Genomic DNA, 14,821 nt, shown 5'->3' with positions numbered 1-14,821 from the left:
CCACATGGAACTAGAAGAGGCCCCGAAACAGCATTACTCAGAGGAGGAGAAACAAAACATCTTCAACAACGAGTTCATGCCCCATATACACTCAATGTACAACTTTGGCTATCGGCTCACGCTGGACCAGGACGACTCCAAAGACCTGGTGCAGGACACGTACCTGAAAGCCTATCGATTCATTGAATCTTTTCAGAAAGGAACTAACGCGAAGGCATGGCTGTTTCGAATTTTAAAAAACAGCTTCATTAATGACTACCGGAAGAAGAGCAAGGAGCCCTCGAAGGTAGATTACCAGGAGGTTGAAACGTATTATAACTCCGAAGAGGTTGACAGGCAAATAACGCCCGATCTGCGTGTGGAGGCGCTGAAAGATATGATCGGCGATGAGATATCAAATGCCCTCAACGCGCTTGACGTAGATTTCAGAACCGTGATCATACTTTGTGATCTGGAAGGTTTTAAATATGATGAGATGGCCAAGATATTGGACATCCCTATTGGAACCGTGAGAAGCCGGTTACACCGGGCGAGAAACTTACTGAAAGAAAAATTAAGCGAGTACGCTAAACAAATGGGTTATAAAACTACCTGAACCATGAGTAATTCCGATCAGAGCCATATGAAGCAAGACTGTTCGAACAAACGCGAGTGTCTGGAGATGTTACAACTCATCCTGGATGGTGAAGCCACCTACGAACAAAAAGAGCAATTTCTCAAGCATCACCTCGACGAATGCCTGCCTTGCTATAAAAACTATCATCTCGAAATGAAGATCAAAGAATTGCTCAAAACAAAATGCTGTGGCGGCCAGGCCCCTTCCGACCTGGTAGAGCAAATCAAAAATAAAATCGGCGCAGCATAATCCGGATGGCAGGCAAAGCACTCATTTTTTCAGCACCCTCCGGTTCCGGAAAAACGACAATCGTCAAACATCTTCTTGAAAGCAACCCCAGCCTCGGCTTCTCCATCTCCGCATCCACCCGCGACAGAAGGGGACGGACCGAATCGCATGGCAAGGATTATTATTTTCTCACGCCCGAAGAATTCAAACACAAGATCGACGCCGACGAATTCATCGAGTGGGAAGAAGTCTATGCCGGCAATTTCTATGGCACCCTCAAATCCGAGATCGATCGCATCTGGGCCGCAGGCAAAGACGTGATCTTCGACGTGGACGTGAAAGGCGGATTGAATCTCAAAAAATATTTCGGCGACAGAGCCCTCGCCATCTTTGTGAAAGTTCCCTCCATCGAAGTGCTCAAAGCCCGGTTGAACGACCGCGGCACCGAAACCGAAGAAAGCCTCTCGCGCCGGTTGTTCAAAGCCAACTTCGAAATGTCCTTCCAGGATCAATTCGATGTCGTGCTGGTCAACGAGCACCTGGACACTTCCCTGGCCGAAGCCCAGCGGCTGTACGACAACTTCCGCTAGTTTGCACATCCTGCAAAAGGCACTAATTTTACAGACATCCTTCCCATACCAAAATTTTCCCTTAACCGGAAGGTCAACCCATATGAGCGCCACCCAGAAGATCGGACTTTTCTTCGGCTCCTTCAACCCTATCCATATGGGCCACCTCATCATCGCCAACCTGATGGCAGAAACCAGCGATCTCAAGAAAGTATGGTTCGTGGTGTCACCCCAAAACCCACTCAAACCCGCCAAGGGATTGCTCCACGAATTCGATCGCTATGATATGGTCCGCGCTGCCATTTTTGACAACTACAAACTGGAAGCGTCCGATGTGGAATTCCACCTGCCAAAACCCAGCTACACCATCCACACGCTGGTACACCTGAAAGAGAAGCACCCCGACAAAGAATTCCGCATCATCCTGGGCGAAGACAACCTGGAGAGCTTCACGCGGTGGAAAAATTATCAGCAGATCCTGGATTATTACGGTTTATACGTTTATCCGCGACCCCACACGCAACTTTCAGAACTCCGGACGCATCCTAACGTTACCATGATTGACGCCCCAACCCTCGACATTTCGGCAACTTTTATCCGGAACTGCATCAGAAAAAAACAATCTGTGCGTTACCTTGTTCCCGATGCGGTGGAGGAGATGATCAGGGTAAAGGGATTTTATCAAGACTAATCACATCACGAAACCGGTGCTATGCGTGTTCCAACGTTACCCTACAGGTTCTCCATCCGGGGAACGCTTTTATTTTTCTGTTTATTTCTTTTTTGCATCGTCAACGCCTTTGGACTCGGAGGCCTCCGCGGCCAGGTAAAGGACGACAAAGGCGATCCGCTGCCCTACGCCACTATTTTCGTAAAACAAACCGGAAGCGGCACGACCACCAACGTGAATGGTCTCTACGAGATCACACTCTCGCCCGGAAAATACGACGTGAGCTTTCAATACCTGAGCCACGAGTCGGTGGTGAAACAAGTCGAGGTCCGCGACGACTTCCTTGAAGTGAACGTCACCTTGAAAGATCAGGCCACCCTGCTGGAATCCGTCGTCGTGAAGGGTGGCGATGAAGACCCGGCCTACACCATCATGCGCAAGGCCATCGCAAAAGCGAAGTATCATACACAGGAGATCGATACATACTCAGCACGCGTATACATCAAAGGCACGGGCGTGCTCAAGGACTATCCCTGGCTGGCCAAGCGCGCCCTGGCGAAGGAAGGCATCAAGAAGGGCGACGCATATGTGACCGAATCGGTAAGCGATATAAAATATACCCGTCCAAAGAAATTCGAGGAGAAAGTCATCTCCATCCGCAGCGACGGCAACAGCAACAACACGTCTCCAAACCAATATATTTTTGGAAGCTTCTACGAACCGGAAATCGCCGAGACGATCAGCCCGCTCTCGCCAAAAGCCTTTTCCTATTATCGCTTCGAATACCTGGGCACCTTTAAGGACCGGGACTATGAAGTGAGCATCATCAAGGTCATCCCCCGCTCCAAAGGCGACAATGTGATCGATGGCACGCTGAACATTGTGGAAAACTGGTGGAGCATCCACAGCATGGACATCCACACGGTAAAGTTGGGCATCGACGTAAACATCAAAGCCGTGTATGCGCCCATCGAGGATAAAGCATGGCTTCCCGTATCACACCGCTTTATGGTTTCGGGAAAGATCTTTGGTTTTGAATTTGAATACAACTACCTGGCTACGGTAAGCAACTACAAGATCAAAATGAACCCCGAACTGTACGTGGAGACCGACAAGATGGAGGTGGTAGACGAGAAAGTAGACAAAGAAGAGGCAAAGAAGGTACAGCAGAAAGCCCTGGCCGCGCAGAAAAGCAAAGCCGCCGCAAACCAGGCTGCCAACCAGAAGCTGAGTAAGAGCGCCAAAAAAGCCAAGGAGGCGGAGGAACAATCCAAACAACTGCAAGAACGCCTGGCGTCCGGCAAAGAGATCACCCGCAAGGAACTGAACAGCATGCTTAAGGACTACGAGAAAGCCGAAGCCAAACAAGAGAAACAACCCGAAGTGCTGTCGGACGTCACGTTTAAAGTGGATAGCATGGCTTATAAAAAAGACTCCACCTATTGGTCAGAGGTGCGACCTGTACCCTTGACCGAACAGGAAGTGAAGGGCTACCACAAGATGGACAGCATGGCCGTGGTGGAGCGCAAGAAAGCAGAGGGCGACACGTTGAAGGAATCAAAACACAAGGGATTTCAACCGTGGGATCTTTTGATTGGTGATAGCTATAAAGTCTCCAAACATTCGAATTTCAAAATTCATTTTCCCATGCCGGGTTTCAATACGGTGGAGGGATGGAACCTGGTCTACAAAGTCTCCTATGGCACCGTGCTGCAGGATACGAACAAAACGCGCCTCACCATCACGCCAGCCTTCCGCTACGCTTTTTCGCGCAAAGTGGCTTCCGGCAACCTCACGTTTGGGCTTCGAAATAAAAAATACAAGCTCGACGTACAGGGCGGACGTTACATCCAACAATACAACCGCGACGAGCCCATCCTGCCCATCATCAACGATTTTACCACATTGCTGCTGGAAAAAAATCTCATGAAGATCTATGAGCGCGAATATGTAGACGTGAACTATACCCGCCACCTCAATGAATACTTCACCGTGAACACCACCTGGTCGTGGATGAACCGGCGCGAACTTTTCAACAATACCAATTATAAATGGGTCGATCGCGAAAAAATCGAAGGCTACACCCCAAACCAGCCCGTGAACGATGAACTGGCCGACACGTCCTTCCCGGAACACCAGGCCTTCATCGGTTCCGTAGGGCTTGTGGCCCGCCCCTGGATAAAGTACAACATCCGGAACGGACACAAATCGGAGATAGCCTTCTCGTCACCCTCCTTCATGCTGGACTACCGGCGCGCATTCGATAACGTGCTGGGAAGCGATGTGAGCTATGATCAAATCGAATTAGGATTCAAACACCGGTTTAAAGTCGGGGCACGCGGCACAACCGACATCGCCTTGCGCGCCGGCACATTCCTGAGCACCGACAAGATGTATTTCATGGACTACAAACATTTCCTCGGAAACCAAACACCGTTCATCACCAGCGACCCGGTGGGCAGCTTCCGGTTGCTCGATTACTATCGCTTCAGCACGGCCGACAAATATTTTGCGGGCAACCTGCATTATCAATTCCGGAAATTTCTCGTCACCAATATTCCGCTGGTGCGATTGGCCGGCATCCGTGAAAACGTGTTTGTAAATTACCTGGCCACCCCCACGTCCAAGAACTACACCGAAGTGGGCTATTCCATCGATGGCATTTTACGCATTTTCCGGTTGGAGGCAGCAGCAGCATTTCAGGACGGGAAATACCTCGACTATGGAATCCGGATCGGCATCACATCCAACTTCATGGGGTCATTCTCGGATCAGTAGCCCGGAGATTCGTCGAAAAATAGGGTGAAAGGCATGTGCGTGATGGTTTCGGTCGAACATTGTATGGGGGGTATTGCGTTTGATCAGTATCTTGGTCTCCAATTCTGGGCCCCCGTAACGTGCAGCGATGAAAATGAACCTCTCCAACTTTCTGTCAATCGGTTGTTTGATTATTCTTTTTGGATACATCACCTATAACGAAGTGTCCACCCGAACCGCCGAGCACGCCATCTCCGACGAGGGCGTGTACGAAATTCCGTACGAAGAATCGGATCAGCAGCGTCTGCCCGCCGTGTCGTTCGATGTGCCCACCGAAATGACCTTTGCCGGCGAGACCGTGCCCCTCACGATTCCCGATGTCCACGAGCGACTCGATAAGGAATTGCAGATCAATTGCTACCTGCACAGCAACACCATTTTTCTCATCAAGCGCGCCAACCGCTGGCTCCCGCAAATGCAAGAGATCCTGGAGAAGCATGGCATCCCGCAGGACTTTAAATATCTCCCCCTCATCGAAAGCAATTTGTTGAACGTGGTGTCGCCCCGCGATGCCGTCGGCTATTGGCAGATCCTCAAAACTTCCGGCAAGGAACTGAACCTCGAGATCACCGACGAAGTGGATGAGCGCTATGATCCCTTGAAAGCCACCGAGGCAGCATGCAAATATTTGAAGAAGGCCTATCAAAAGTTTGGAAGCTGGACCATGGTGGCAGCTTCCTACAACCGCGGCATGGGGGGCATGGAACGGGCTTTGGAAGATCAACAGGAAAAATCGTACTACGATCTGTACCTCAACGACGAAACCTCCCGCTATGTGTTTCGGATCCTGGCCATCAAAGAAATTGCCGAACATCCGCTGCGCTACGGCTTCAAGATCGATCCGTCTCACTTGTACCAGGAAGAACCATTGAAATATATTGAAGTGACGGAATCTATAAAAGACCTCGTCTCCTTTGCCAAGGCACAGGGCACTAACTATAAATTGTTGAAGCGCCACAATCCCTGGCTGCGCGAAGATCGCCTCACGGTGAAGCGCGGCGAACATTACCGGATCGCCCTGCCGGCATAACGGATCGCGCCGCCAACTTGCCCCTTCAAACCATTTTGGGAGCAGAGCTTTTTACACCTGCGGTCAGGATTTGGATGGGGTGAGACCATGCTTTTCTTTACCTTCGCTGTCGTAAAAAAAAATGCTATGCGTCCCTATATCCTTGCCGAGAACAATTGGAAAACAATCAACGAAACAGGTTTCGAAGTAGCCGTGCTGCCCTGGGGAGCGTGTGAGGCCCACAACTATCATTTGCCTTATGGCACGGATATCATCGAAGCCGATCAGGTCTCGGCAGAAGCAGCACGCATTGCCTGGGAAAGCGGATCGCGCGTGATCGTGCTCCCCACCATTCCCTTTGGCGTGAACACGGGCCAGTTCGACGTGAAGCTCGACATCAACATGAACCCCAGCACACAGTTCGCCGTGTTGCGCGATATCATCACCGTGCTGAATCGCCAGGGCATCTTCAAACTGGTCATCCTCAACAGTCACGGTGGCAACGACTTCAAGACCATGATCCGCGAATTGGGACTGGTCTTTCCCGACATGTTCTTGTGCTCCTGCAATTGGTACCAGGCCTTGGATCAAAAAGAATTCTTCGAAAACAAAGACGACCACGCCGGCGAAATGGAAACCAGCATGATCATGCACCTCCGGCCCGAATTGGTGACGCCCCTCTCCACCGCCGGCGACGGCGCAGCAAAAAAATTCCGCATCTCGGCGATGCGCGAAGGTTGGGCATGGGCCGAACGCAAATGGCTGCAAGTGACCAAAGACACCGGTGTGGGCGATCCCCGCAAGGCCACACCAGAAAAAGGAGCCACCTATTTCAAAGCCGTCACCGAAAAAATCGCCAGGTTTTTTATCGAAGTGGCCAAAGTAGATCGCACCGATCTGTACGCCTAGTGGACGCTGAAATGAAGCAAGCGGCAAGAAGCGCTTCGACTTTGTGCACTTGCGCCCTCTCTATTTCTTTGCGTTGACTTTGCTTGCCCGCCGAAGCTTTAGCGAAGGAGGGCGGTTCAATGCATTTGACACTTCCCTGCTAAGTCTTTTCGAAGTAAAACAAATTTTGGCGGCCCCCTTCGGAAGCCTCAGGGCCGGGCTATCCGTTCCAAGTCCGTCCACGCGCACACCCACGCACTTCGGGCTTTCCACTTCTATCCCTGGCCGGGAATGGAATGCCTGTTGCTCCGTGAAAGCAGGCCGCAAATACGGTAACTTAAAAACGACAGGAAATGCACGGGGCCGGATTGGCTACGTGCGATAAGAATGTCAGCAAAAGAAAAATTAAAGCACCGCTTCCGACGACTCGCCCTTCGAGATCCAGAAATTGCCAAAGCCCTCACCGATCTGAATGGTAAGGATCTGCAACGCCAACATCTCCAGGATGGCCAGGAAATTAAAGATCACACCGATGCGTGTAGGATATTGCTCCAACAACTCCGTGAACGACATACGCTGACGGCGGGTAAGCTCCTCCACGATAAACTTCTTTTGCCCTTCAACGGTATACGGATATTGGATCACCTGGTGAACAGGCTTGTTCTTCTCTGCATCAAAGCGCTTCAACACTTTTTCGAAGATGGTCATCAGTTTGAAAACCGTAACATCCTGCAACTCGGCCTCCACGTTGGTGCTCTCGGCCAACGCCTTCAATTCCTTCATCAGGTTGCCGCGGCGTTCTTTCATCAGCTCGGTCTCTTCCATCTTGTGGAAGGTATCGATCACCGACTTGTATTTCTTATACTCCAACAGGTGCTTCACCAGTTCTTCGCGCGGGTCGATCTCGTTGCCGGCTTCATCCAACTGCGGGCGGGGCAACAACATTTTTGACTTGATCCGCATCAGCGTAGCCGCTACCAAAATAAATTCGCTGGCCACCTCGATATTAAGGGCCTCCATTTGGCGGATATAGTCCAGGAAATCGTTTGTGATCTTGGCGATGGGAATATCGTAGATATCCAACTCGTCGCGCTCGATAAAGAACAACAAAAGGTCAAAAGGACCTTCAAAAAGGGGAAGTTTTACTTCAAAGTTTTCCTGTGTTGTCATAAGAATGGGCACAAATTTATTTAAATCCGACAATAAAAATGGATAGGGTAGAAATAACTAACTTTGTGGCCTGTTTGGCGTTGAAAAGCTCGATAGAACACTTAGCTTGTACCACTGTTAGGGTCCTTTGAACAAATACTATGCTGATAACCCCCGGAAAATTATTGGCCGGTATAAATAGCCCGGAAGACATCAAAAAATTGGATCAGGCGCAGTTGGTGCAACTTTGCGAAGACCTCCGCCAATTCATCATCGACAACGTTTCCGTGTATGGCGGCCATTTTGGGGCCAGCCTGGGCGTGGTCGAGCTCACGGTGGCCCTCCACTACGTACTCAATACCCCTTACGACCAATTGGTCTGGGATGTGGGCCACCAGGCCTACGGCCACAAGATCCTGACCGGCCGCCGCGACCAATTCCACACCAACCGGCTCTACAATGGCCTTTCCGGCTTCCCCAAAAGAAAAGAAAGCGAATACGACACCTTTGGCGTAGGCCATTCGTCAACCTCCATTTCGGCAGCCCTGGGCATGGCCGCAGCGTCGCAATACCTCAAAATTGAAGATAAACAACACGTAGCCGTGATCGGCGATGGCGCCATGACCGGCGGCATGGCCTTCGAAGGCCTCAACCACGCCGGCGTGTCCGACACCAACGTGCTCATTATCCTCAACGACAACTGCATGGCGATCGACCCCAACGTGGGCGCCCTGAAGGATTATCTCACGGACATCACCACCAGCCGTACCTACAACAAACTGAAGGACGAAGTCTGGAACTTGCTCGGCAAACTCTCCATGTTTGGAAAAAGCGCGCAGGAGATCGTCTCCAAAGTGGAGAACGGCATCAAAGGCACGCTCCTCAGCCAAAGCAACCTGTTTGAATCCCTCAACCTGAGATATTTTGGTCCGGTGGATGGTCACGATGTGAATCACCTCGTGGCTGTACTCAACGACCTGAAAAATATCAAGGGTCCGAAAATTCTGCATTGCATCACCACAAAAGGAAAGGGCTATGCCCCCGCAGAAAAAGGCAACGCCACAACCTGGCATGCTCCCGGAACATTCGACAAGATCACCGGAGAGATCCATAAAAAAATATACAGCGTCCCCCAGGCACCTAAATACCAGGACGTTTTTGGCCACACCATCGTAGAACTGGCCAAAGCCAACGACAAGATCATGGGCATCACGCCCGCCATGCCTTCGGGCTCGTCCCTCAACATCATGATGAAGGAGATGCCCGAACGCGCCTTCGACGTGGGCATTGCCGAACAACACGCCGTCACCTTCTCGGCGGGTCTGGCCACGCAAGGCCTCATCCCGTTTTGCAACATCTACAGCACGTTCATGCAGCGCGCCTATGATCAGGTGATCCATGACGTCTGCATTCAGAACCTTCCCGTGAATTTCTTCCTGGACCGCGCCGGATTTTCCGGAGCCGACGGCCCAACACACCACGGCGCCTATGACCTGGCCTACTTCCGGTGCCTGCCCAACATGATCGTGGCCGCACCGATGAACGAAGCCGAGCTCCGAAACCTCATGTTCACGGCACAGCTACCGCGCACCGAAAAAGCATTTTCCATACGCTATCCTCGCGGCCAGGGCGTCATGCCCCATTGGCGCACGCCCATGGAGGAGATCAAGATCGGCACCGGCCGCAAGATCCGCGACGGCGAAGAATTGGCCATCCTCACCATCGGTCACATCGGCAACTACGCCGTCGAAGTGTGCGAACGCCTGGCCGCCCAACACATCGAAGTGGCACACTATGACATGCGCTTTGTGAAACCACTCGACGAGGCCATGCTCCACGAAATATTTTCGACCTACAAAAAAGTGCTCACCGTGGAGGACGGCTGCGTACAGGGTGGATTTGGAAGTGCCGTGCTCGAATTCATGGCCGACCACAACTATCACGCGGACGTGAAACGCCTCGGCATCCCCGATCGCATCGTGGAACACGGTGAACAATTCGAGCTCCACCACGAGAGTGGCTTCGATCCCGATGGCATCGAAAAAGCCGTGATCGGCATGTTGGAACACGCATAGCAACCACGACATTTGATGGGCAGAATTTTTTTCCAGGAACGTGGACAAGGACGACCAGTGGTACTCCTGCATGGATTCCCGATGCACCAGGAAGTGTGGAACGACTTCGCACCCCGCCTGGCCGACACCTACCGCGTCATCACACCCGATCTTCCCGGATTGGGCAAGAGCCCCATACTGCCACCAGGCTTTTCAATAGCCGACGTGGCCGTGGAAATCCTGAATTTTTGCGCGGAAAAAGAAATTCACAACAGTGTGGTCATTGGCCATTCGCTGGGCGGCTACGTGGCGCTGGCGATGGTCGAAAAAAATCCCGTGCGTTTTGCAGGGTTGGGACTCTTTCATTCTACGGCCTATGCCGATTCGGAGGAGAAAAAATTTTCGCGCACGAAGGTGGTGGAGTTCGTGAACCAGCACGGCGCCGAACCCTTCACCTCCAATTTTATTCCGCAGCTTTTTGCACGGCCCGATCATCCCGCCATCCCGCAGGTGAGGAAGCTGTCGATGCAGGCCACGGCCGATGCGGTGAAAAGTTACACCATCGCCATGCGTGATCGCCCTGAACAACTCAAAACGTTAAAAAATTTCAAAAACCCTACTTTATTTATTAGCGGCGAAAAGGACGGCGGGATCCCGGTGCAGACCATTTTGACGCAGTCCAAGTTGTGTCAACATCCTGAAAATCACCTGCTTCAGGACGTAGCCCACATGGGCATGTTCGAGCGACCCGAACAGACAGCCGCCATTATCAGGGACTTTTTGGGCAAAATCTCACATTTCAAAGATTGAAAACGGCATTTTGGCGACATTAACTACCGATACTTGCTAGGTTTAAAGAAAAGAGGAAATTATATTTGCTATTAAGAATACTAATAACCAATCCGAGTTTATGCAAGGAAATTTTGACGCATGGAACGCAATGGCCAAAAACATTGCTTATGTCGCGTGGGCAATCTCAATCTTGATCGTAATCTACCACGTGATCCGTCTGGCGACCATGAATGACGCCAAGGTGAAATACGATTTCATCAACAAAAGCGAGATCAGAACGCTCTGGATAGCTGCTATTATCCTTATCATCGGATGCTGCTTCTACGCTAACGCCAACATCGGCGAGTTGTCACCCCTTTGGATCTTCGTACGCGGATTCACAACGTTTGCTATGGGTATGATCGTGGCGTTGATCATTCAAAACATGCTCAAATTCTATTACCCCTTCTTCATCGAAAAACGGTTGAAGGCACTGCGCTACAAACCGCGTGTTTCTCCGAAGACCGGCAAAGCTATGAAGCTCCTGGGCGAAGAAGAGGAAGATGCTTACCTCGATGAAGGTATGCAAGCCGAAGAAAACGTTTTCTCTGTCGACTACGATGTGTGGAAAGATGAAGAAACCGGCTACGTAAAGATCGAGCGCTATTCTGGTCACCTGCACGCGCTGCAGTGCCCTGAGTGCAACTACCAAACTTTCAAGGTGGTGCGCGAAGAGATCCTGAAGGCCCCTTCCGTAGGTGAAGAAGGCCAGCTGCTGAAACATTTCCAGTGCGGCTATTGCGGCTACAAAGCCAAGAAGACCGTAACACTGAGAATCTCCCAGAAATTCGAAGAGTCGTCTGCTGCTACAGCATAAGATCTGCAAGCCAATCAAAAATACAAAAGGCTGCCTTCTAAGAGGGCAGCCTTTTTTTGTTTCATAAAACGCCTGCAACACAAAGAGCAGTCCGTTTATTTAGTTCTGTATTCGACCTTCGTGTTGTTTCAATCCACCTTCGTGGGATGCTGGAATGGCCTCCTGACTTTTTCAGCGCGACAACAGCCGCGGGTCACTTACTATCAAGCCGTTCAATACGCGTGGCAAAATATCGGGTTTCACCTCGCCAGGGGAAGATCGCATAACGCTTAATGAAGTAAAGATTCACACGCTCGCCACTGAGGGCAACGGTCTCCAATTCCTTGATGAGGTCTTTGTCGCTTTTCTCGACCGAGAAATCGAACGATTCTGCAATAGGACTGGCGTTCTTCAAAGCCCCAAAGGCTTGGAGGTCGATCTTGCCTTCATACGTTTTGAAGGCCACGCCCTTTATACTGACCCGCAATATTCTTCCGGCCATCACGCCGTCTTCATACACGCCCCAGTAGTAAAAACTGAAAAGCGAAATGAGGGTGATCACAACCAGCGCGATAACAATGCGGAGAACTTTTTTTGAGGTGCGCTTAATTCTTTCGCCGAGGGTCTGACGTTCCATAGGTCTTTTTTTTAGAGGTCATTAAAGTTACTAAAGGACCTGCTGATAAAAAAAGCCACTAGCTCTCCTCGTCGAAATAAATCTTGTAATAGTGCTTGTTCATCGCCTCGTCGTAGCCCTTTTCGATGAGCTCGCGGCTGCCGTGAATATAGATATGAAAATTCTTGTCGAGCTTGAGCACACTCTTAAAGACGCGGGCCTGCCGCTTCACCGCCTGCGCGGAGATCTCGAAGTTGTCGGCGATCTGGGCGTCCGACATAAACGTTTTCTCATATTTTCGAAAAGACTCGATCACCGAAGCATCTGCCAGTACCTCTACCTCGAACTCGCTTTGGTTGAACTGCTCCTTCGATTTGAAGAACTCCATCGACCGGTTCAGCAAGTCGATCTTGTCGGCTTTCGAAACACTGAACTCCTCATCCAACTGATCCCCTACGTACTGACGGGTAAGGTTCATGAAATTATGCGTATGGTGAAAGGCATCCGACACGGGCTTCACATGGAGAAAATCACTTTTCCAAAATTGCGCGTCCGACTTGTTGGCATTGTCCACGATCAGGATCGAATATCCTTCCTCCACACCTCGGTTCAGGATGAGACATCCTTTGTCGAGCTTGCGAATGTTTACCCCCTCGTCGGCGTGGAGGTTGAAGTCGCCGGGATTGGCCTTCAGCTTTAAATAGGTCTCTTTGTTTTCTGATTTGAAGATACCAATGGCGTCCATCGACTGGTTGTCGATCACCACTCCCGACAAACGTGCCACATACAAATCGCCCGACTTGATGTTGGGATGCTGCGTCGCCTCGTATAAATGCTTCGCAATGTTGACCGTGTTTTCATGAAACGATTCGGCCTCCTCAAAAATGTTTCGGGCAAATTGAAACAACGGGTTTAGCGAGAAATCCTCGTTCGAAAACGTGAAGGCATAATATTCCGGCGTCGTAAAGTTGGATAGAAAATAGGTGAGGAGCAGGTCTTGCAAAGCGTCGTCCTCCACATCCAGCGGTTCTTCGGAAATTCTCAGCAACTCTTGCGCACCACGGTTGCCCACCACATGCACCGACACCTGGAGAATACTACTTTGACTGCGTTCGATCATAAGCGCGGTAGGAATGATCCGTCTTATCCCGTGGGATCGTTGACGAAATTAGTTGATGAATTCAAATTTGGTATAGGGCACCAGCACCTTGGGAATGCGAATGCCTTCCGGTGTCTGATTGTTTTCCAGCAACGCCGCCACAATGCGGGGCAAGGCCAGCGCGCTGCCGTTCAAGGTGTGGAGCAGTTGCGTTTTGCCTTCTTTGCTTTTGTAGCGAAGCTTCAACCGATTGGCTTGGTAGGTTTCAAAATTGCTGACGGAACTAACCTCCAGCCAACGCTGTTGTCCTGCTGCGTACACCTCCATGTCATAGGTCAACGCAGAGCTGAATCCCATGTCGCCGCCACAAAGCAGCAACTTGCGATAGGGGAGTTCCAGCTTCTCTAACAGGCCCTGCACGTGGGCACACATTTCGTCCAGGATGCCATAAGAATCTTCGGCCTTCGCGATCTGCACGATCTCTACCTTGTCGAATTGGTGGAGGCGATTCAGCCCGCGCACGTGTGCTCCCCAGCTGCCCGCCTCGCGACGGAAGCACGGCGTATAGCCCACGTTCTTCACGGGCAATTCTTCTTCTGCCACGATCACGTCGCGATAGAGATTGGTGATGGGCACCTCTGCCGTGGGGATGAGGTAGAGACCGTCTTCGGTGATAAAGTACATTTGACCTTCCTTGTCGGGCAACTGGCCGGTTCCATAACCGGACGCTTCGTTCACGACGATGGGAGGCTGCACTTCCTTGTAGTTTTGTTTCTCCGCTTCGTCGAGGAAGAAATTGATCAGGGCCCGCTGAAGCTTGGCGCCTTTTCCCTTGTAGACGGGGAAGCCCGCGCCACTGATCTTGTTGCCGAGATCAAAGTCGATGATGTCGTATTTCTTGATGAGATCCCAATGCGGCAAGGCTTGAGCACCGAGCGTAGGAGGGGTACCGTGTTGGTGTACGGTGATGTTATCCTCTGCGCTTTTACCGGCGGGTACCTTTTCATGGGGCACGTTGGGGATCTTGTAAAGAATTTCGGTTTGCTTTTTCTCATACACGTCCAGGTCGGCTTCCAGATTCTTGATCTTTTCTTTATCGGCAGCGACAGAAGCGCGCAGGGCCGTGGCCTCGTTGGCCTGGCCGGATTTCATCAGCTCGCCGATCTTTTTGGAATCCAGGTTCGACTTTGCTTTCAGGTCATCCAAGATCCTTTGCGTGTCGCGGCGCAGCAGATCATTGTCCAGGATAGCTTGTATAAGGACATCGGCGTCCTTCAGATTTCGTTTCCGGAGGCCTTCCAATATTTTCGCTGTGTGTTCGCGGATGACAACTGCCTGTAGCATGAGAATTTTTAGTTTTTTTTAAGGATTCAAAATTAGTTTTTTTGCACAGCGGACGGCTTTTTGGGGCGAATAAAATATTTTCACAATTTGATAATAGTCAAATTTCGCCTATACTTGCATCATCATACGGCTTCA

Annotated in this window: 14 protein-coding genes; 10 read left to right on the top strand and 4 right to left on the bottom strand. The window is 50.9% G+C overall.

The genetic code is table 11. From position 1 onward, the window contains the following. Positions 1–4: 4 nt before the first annotated feature. The 7 genes from BUB30_RS12855 to BUB30_RS12825 all read left to right on the top strand — a co-directional run bounded on the left by BUB30_RS12855 (position 5) and on the right by BUB30_RS12825 (position 6,818). Positions 5–595: a sigma-70 family RNA polymerase sigma factor gene (locus BUB30_RS12855; RefSeq protein WP_073134221.1), complete on the top strand. Its 591-nt coding sequence runs from the start codon at positions 5–7 to the stop codon at positions 593–595. A gap of 3 nt (positions 596–598) precedes the next feature. Beyond that, positions 599–865 carry a zf-HC2 domain-containing protein gene (locus BUB30_RS12850; RefSeq protein WP_245804079.1) on the top strand — a complete coding sequence of 89 codons (267 nt, stop codon included), beginning with the start codon at positions 599–601 and terminating at the stop codon, positions 863–865. A gap of 5 nt (positions 866–870) precedes the next feature. Beyond that, positions 871–1,434 carry a guanylate kinase gene (gene gmk / locus BUB30_RS12845; RefSeq protein ID WP_073134217.1) on the top strand — a complete coding sequence of 188 codons (564 nt, stop codon included), beginning with the start codon at positions 871–873 and terminating at the stop codon, positions 1,432–1,434. Between the two features lie 82 nt (positions 1,435–1,516). After that, positions 1,517–2,104 (top strand): nicotinate (nicotinamide) nucleotide adenylyltransferase, encoded by a 588-nt coding sequence (nadD, locus tag BUB30_RS12840; protein ID WP_073134215.1) that lies wholly within the window; start codon positions 1,517–1,519, stop codon positions 2,102–2,104. A gap of 21 nt (positions 2,105–2,125) precedes the next feature. Then, complete coding sequence (locus tag BUB30_RS12835) at positions 2,126–4,861, top strand: DUF5686 and carboxypeptidase regulatory-like domain-containing protein (RefSeq protein ID WP_073134214.1); 2,736 nt, start codon at positions 2,126–2,128, stop codon at positions 4,859–4,861. Between the two features lie 127 nt (positions 4,862–4,988). Next, a complete protein-coding gene (locus tag BUB30_RS12830) occupies positions 4,989–5,930 on the top strand; it encodes a lytic transglycosylase domain-containing protein (RefSeq protein ID WP_073134213.1) in 942 nt (313 codons plus the stop codon). A 126-nt stretch (positions 5,931–6,056) separates the two neighbouring features. Further along, entirely contained in the window at positions 6,057–6,818 is a 762-nt protein-coding gene (locus tag BUB30_RS12825) for a creatininase family protein (protein WP_073135141.1), read from the top strand. Positions 6,819–7,202: 384 nt separating this feature from the next. Here BUB30_RS12825 and BUB30_RS12820 read toward each other — a convergent pair whose 3' ends face one another. Then, positions 7,203–7,967 (bottom strand): segregation and condensation protein A, encoded by a 765-nt coding sequence (locus BUB30_RS12820; RefSeq protein WP_073134212.1) that lies wholly within the window; start codon positions 7,965–7,967, stop codon positions 7,203–7,205. Between the two features lie 140 nt (positions 7,968–8,107). On the opposite strand from BUB30_RS12820, the gene dxs reads away from it, so the two are divergent. The 3 genes from dxs to BUB30_RS12805 all read left to right on the top strand — a co-directional run bounded on the left by dxs (position 8,108) and on the right by BUB30_RS12805 (position 11,648). Continuing rightward, the gene (dxs, locus tag BUB30_RS12815) at positions 8,108–10,021 is read left to right on the top strand and encodes a 1-deoxy-D-xylulose-5-phosphate synthase (RefSeq protein ID WP_073134211.1); all 1,914 of its coding nucleotides are present in this window, start codon (positions 8,108–8,110) and stop codon (positions 10,019–10,021) included. A 15-nt stretch (positions 10,022–10,036) separates the two neighbouring features. Next, the gene (locus tag BUB30_RS12810; protein ID WP_073134210.1) at positions 10,037–10,810 is read left to right on the top strand and encodes an alpha/beta fold hydrolase; all 774 of its coding nucleotides are present in this window, start codon (positions 10,037–10,039) and stop codon (positions 10,808–10,810) included. A gap of 172 nt (positions 10,811–10,982) precedes the next feature. Further along, on the top strand, positions 10,983–11,648 hold the full coding sequence (locus BUB30_RS12805; RefSeq protein ID WP_245804078.1) for a hypothetical protein: 666 nt from the start codon (positions 10,983–10,985) through the stop codon (positions 11,646–11,648). Positions 11,649–11,841: 193 nt separating this feature from the next. On the opposite strand, the gene BUB30_RS12800 is transcribed toward BUB30_RS12805, so the two are convergent. The 3 genes from BUB30_RS12800 to serS are packed head-to-tail and all read right to left on the bottom strand — an operon-like array spanning position 11,842 to position 14,686. Next, positions 11,842–12,264 (bottom strand): hypothetical protein, encoded by a 423-nt coding sequence (locus BUB30_RS12800; RefSeq protein WP_073134206.1) that lies wholly within the window; start codon positions 12,262–12,264, stop codon positions 11,842–11,844. Positions 12,265–12,322: 58 nt separating this feature from the next. Beyond that, positions 12,323–13,363, bottom strand: a complete 1,041-nt coding sequence (locus BUB30_RS12795; protein ID WP_084138057.1) for a nucleoid-associated protein — start codon at positions 13,361–13,363, stop codon at positions 12,323–12,325. 48 nt (positions 13,364–13,411) lie between these two features. Next, on the bottom strand, positions 13,412–14,686 hold the full coding sequence (serS, locus tag BUB30_RS12790) for a serine--tRNA ligase (protein ID WP_073134205.1): 1,275 nt from the start codon (positions 14,684–14,686) through the stop codon (positions 13,412–13,414). Positions 14,687–14,821 lie beyond the last annotated feature (135 nt).

It is taken from the genome of Chryseolinea serpens (assembly GCF_900129725.1).
In the GTDB taxonomy this organism is placed as follows: Bacteria; Bacteroidota; Bacteroidia; order Cytophagales; family Cyclobacteriaceae; genus Chryseolinea; species Chryseolinea serpens.
This window is presented reverse-complemented; position numbering and strand designations above follow the sequence as displayed.

Bases quoted from the DNA above. Each gene is read 5' to 3' on its own strand.
- BUB30_RS12855 (WP_073134221.1), top strand. From the start codon at position 5: ATGGAACTAGAAGAGGCCCCGAAACAGCATTACTCAGAGGAGGAGAAA.
- BUB30_RS12850 (WP_245804079.1), top strand. From the start codon at position 599: ATGAGTAATTCCGATCAGAGCCATATGAAGCAAGACTGTTCGAACAAA.
- gmk (WP_073134217.1), top strand. From the start codon at position 871: ATGGCAGGCAAAGCACTCATTTTTTCAGCACCCTCCGGTTCCGGAAAA.
- nadD (WP_073134215.1), top strand. From the start codon at position 1,517: ATGAGCGCCACCCAGAAGATCGGACTTTTCTTCGGCTCCTTCAACCCT.
- BUB30_RS12835 (WP_073134214.1), top strand. From the start codon at position 2,126: ATGCGTGTTCCAACGTTACCCTACAGGTTCTCCATCCGGGGAACGCTT.
- BUB30_RS12830 (WP_073134213.1), top strand. From the start codon at position 4,989: ATGAAAATGAACCTCTCCAACTTTCTGTCAATCGGTTGTTTGATTATT.
- BUB30_RS12825 (WP_073135141.1), top strand. From the start codon at position 6,057: ATGCGTCCCTATATCCTTGCCGAGAACAATTGGAAAACAATCAACGAA.
- BUB30_RS12820 (WP_073134212.1), bottom strand. From the start codon at position 7,967: ATGACAACACAGGAAAACTTTGAAGTAAAACTTCCCCTTTTTGAAGGT.
- dxs (WP_073134211.1), top strand. From the start codon at position 8,108: ATGCTGATAACCCCCGGAAAATTATTGGCCGGTATAAATAGCCCGGAA.
- BUB30_RS12810 (WP_073134210.1), top strand. From the start codon at position 10,037: ATGGGCAGAATTTTTTTCCAGGAACGTGGACAAGGACGACCAGTGGTA.
- BUB30_RS12800 (WP_073134206.1), bottom strand. From the start codon at position 12,264: ATGGAACGTCAGACCCTCGGCGAAAGAATTAAGCGCACCTCAAAAAAA.
- BUB30_RS12795 (WP_084138057.1), bottom strand. From the start codon at position 13,363: ATGATCGAACGCAGTCAAAGTAGTATTCTCCAGGTGTCGGTGCATGTG.
- serS (WP_073134205.1), bottom strand. From the start codon at position 14,686: ATGCTACAGGCAGTTGTCATCCGCGAACACACAGCGAAAATATTGGAA.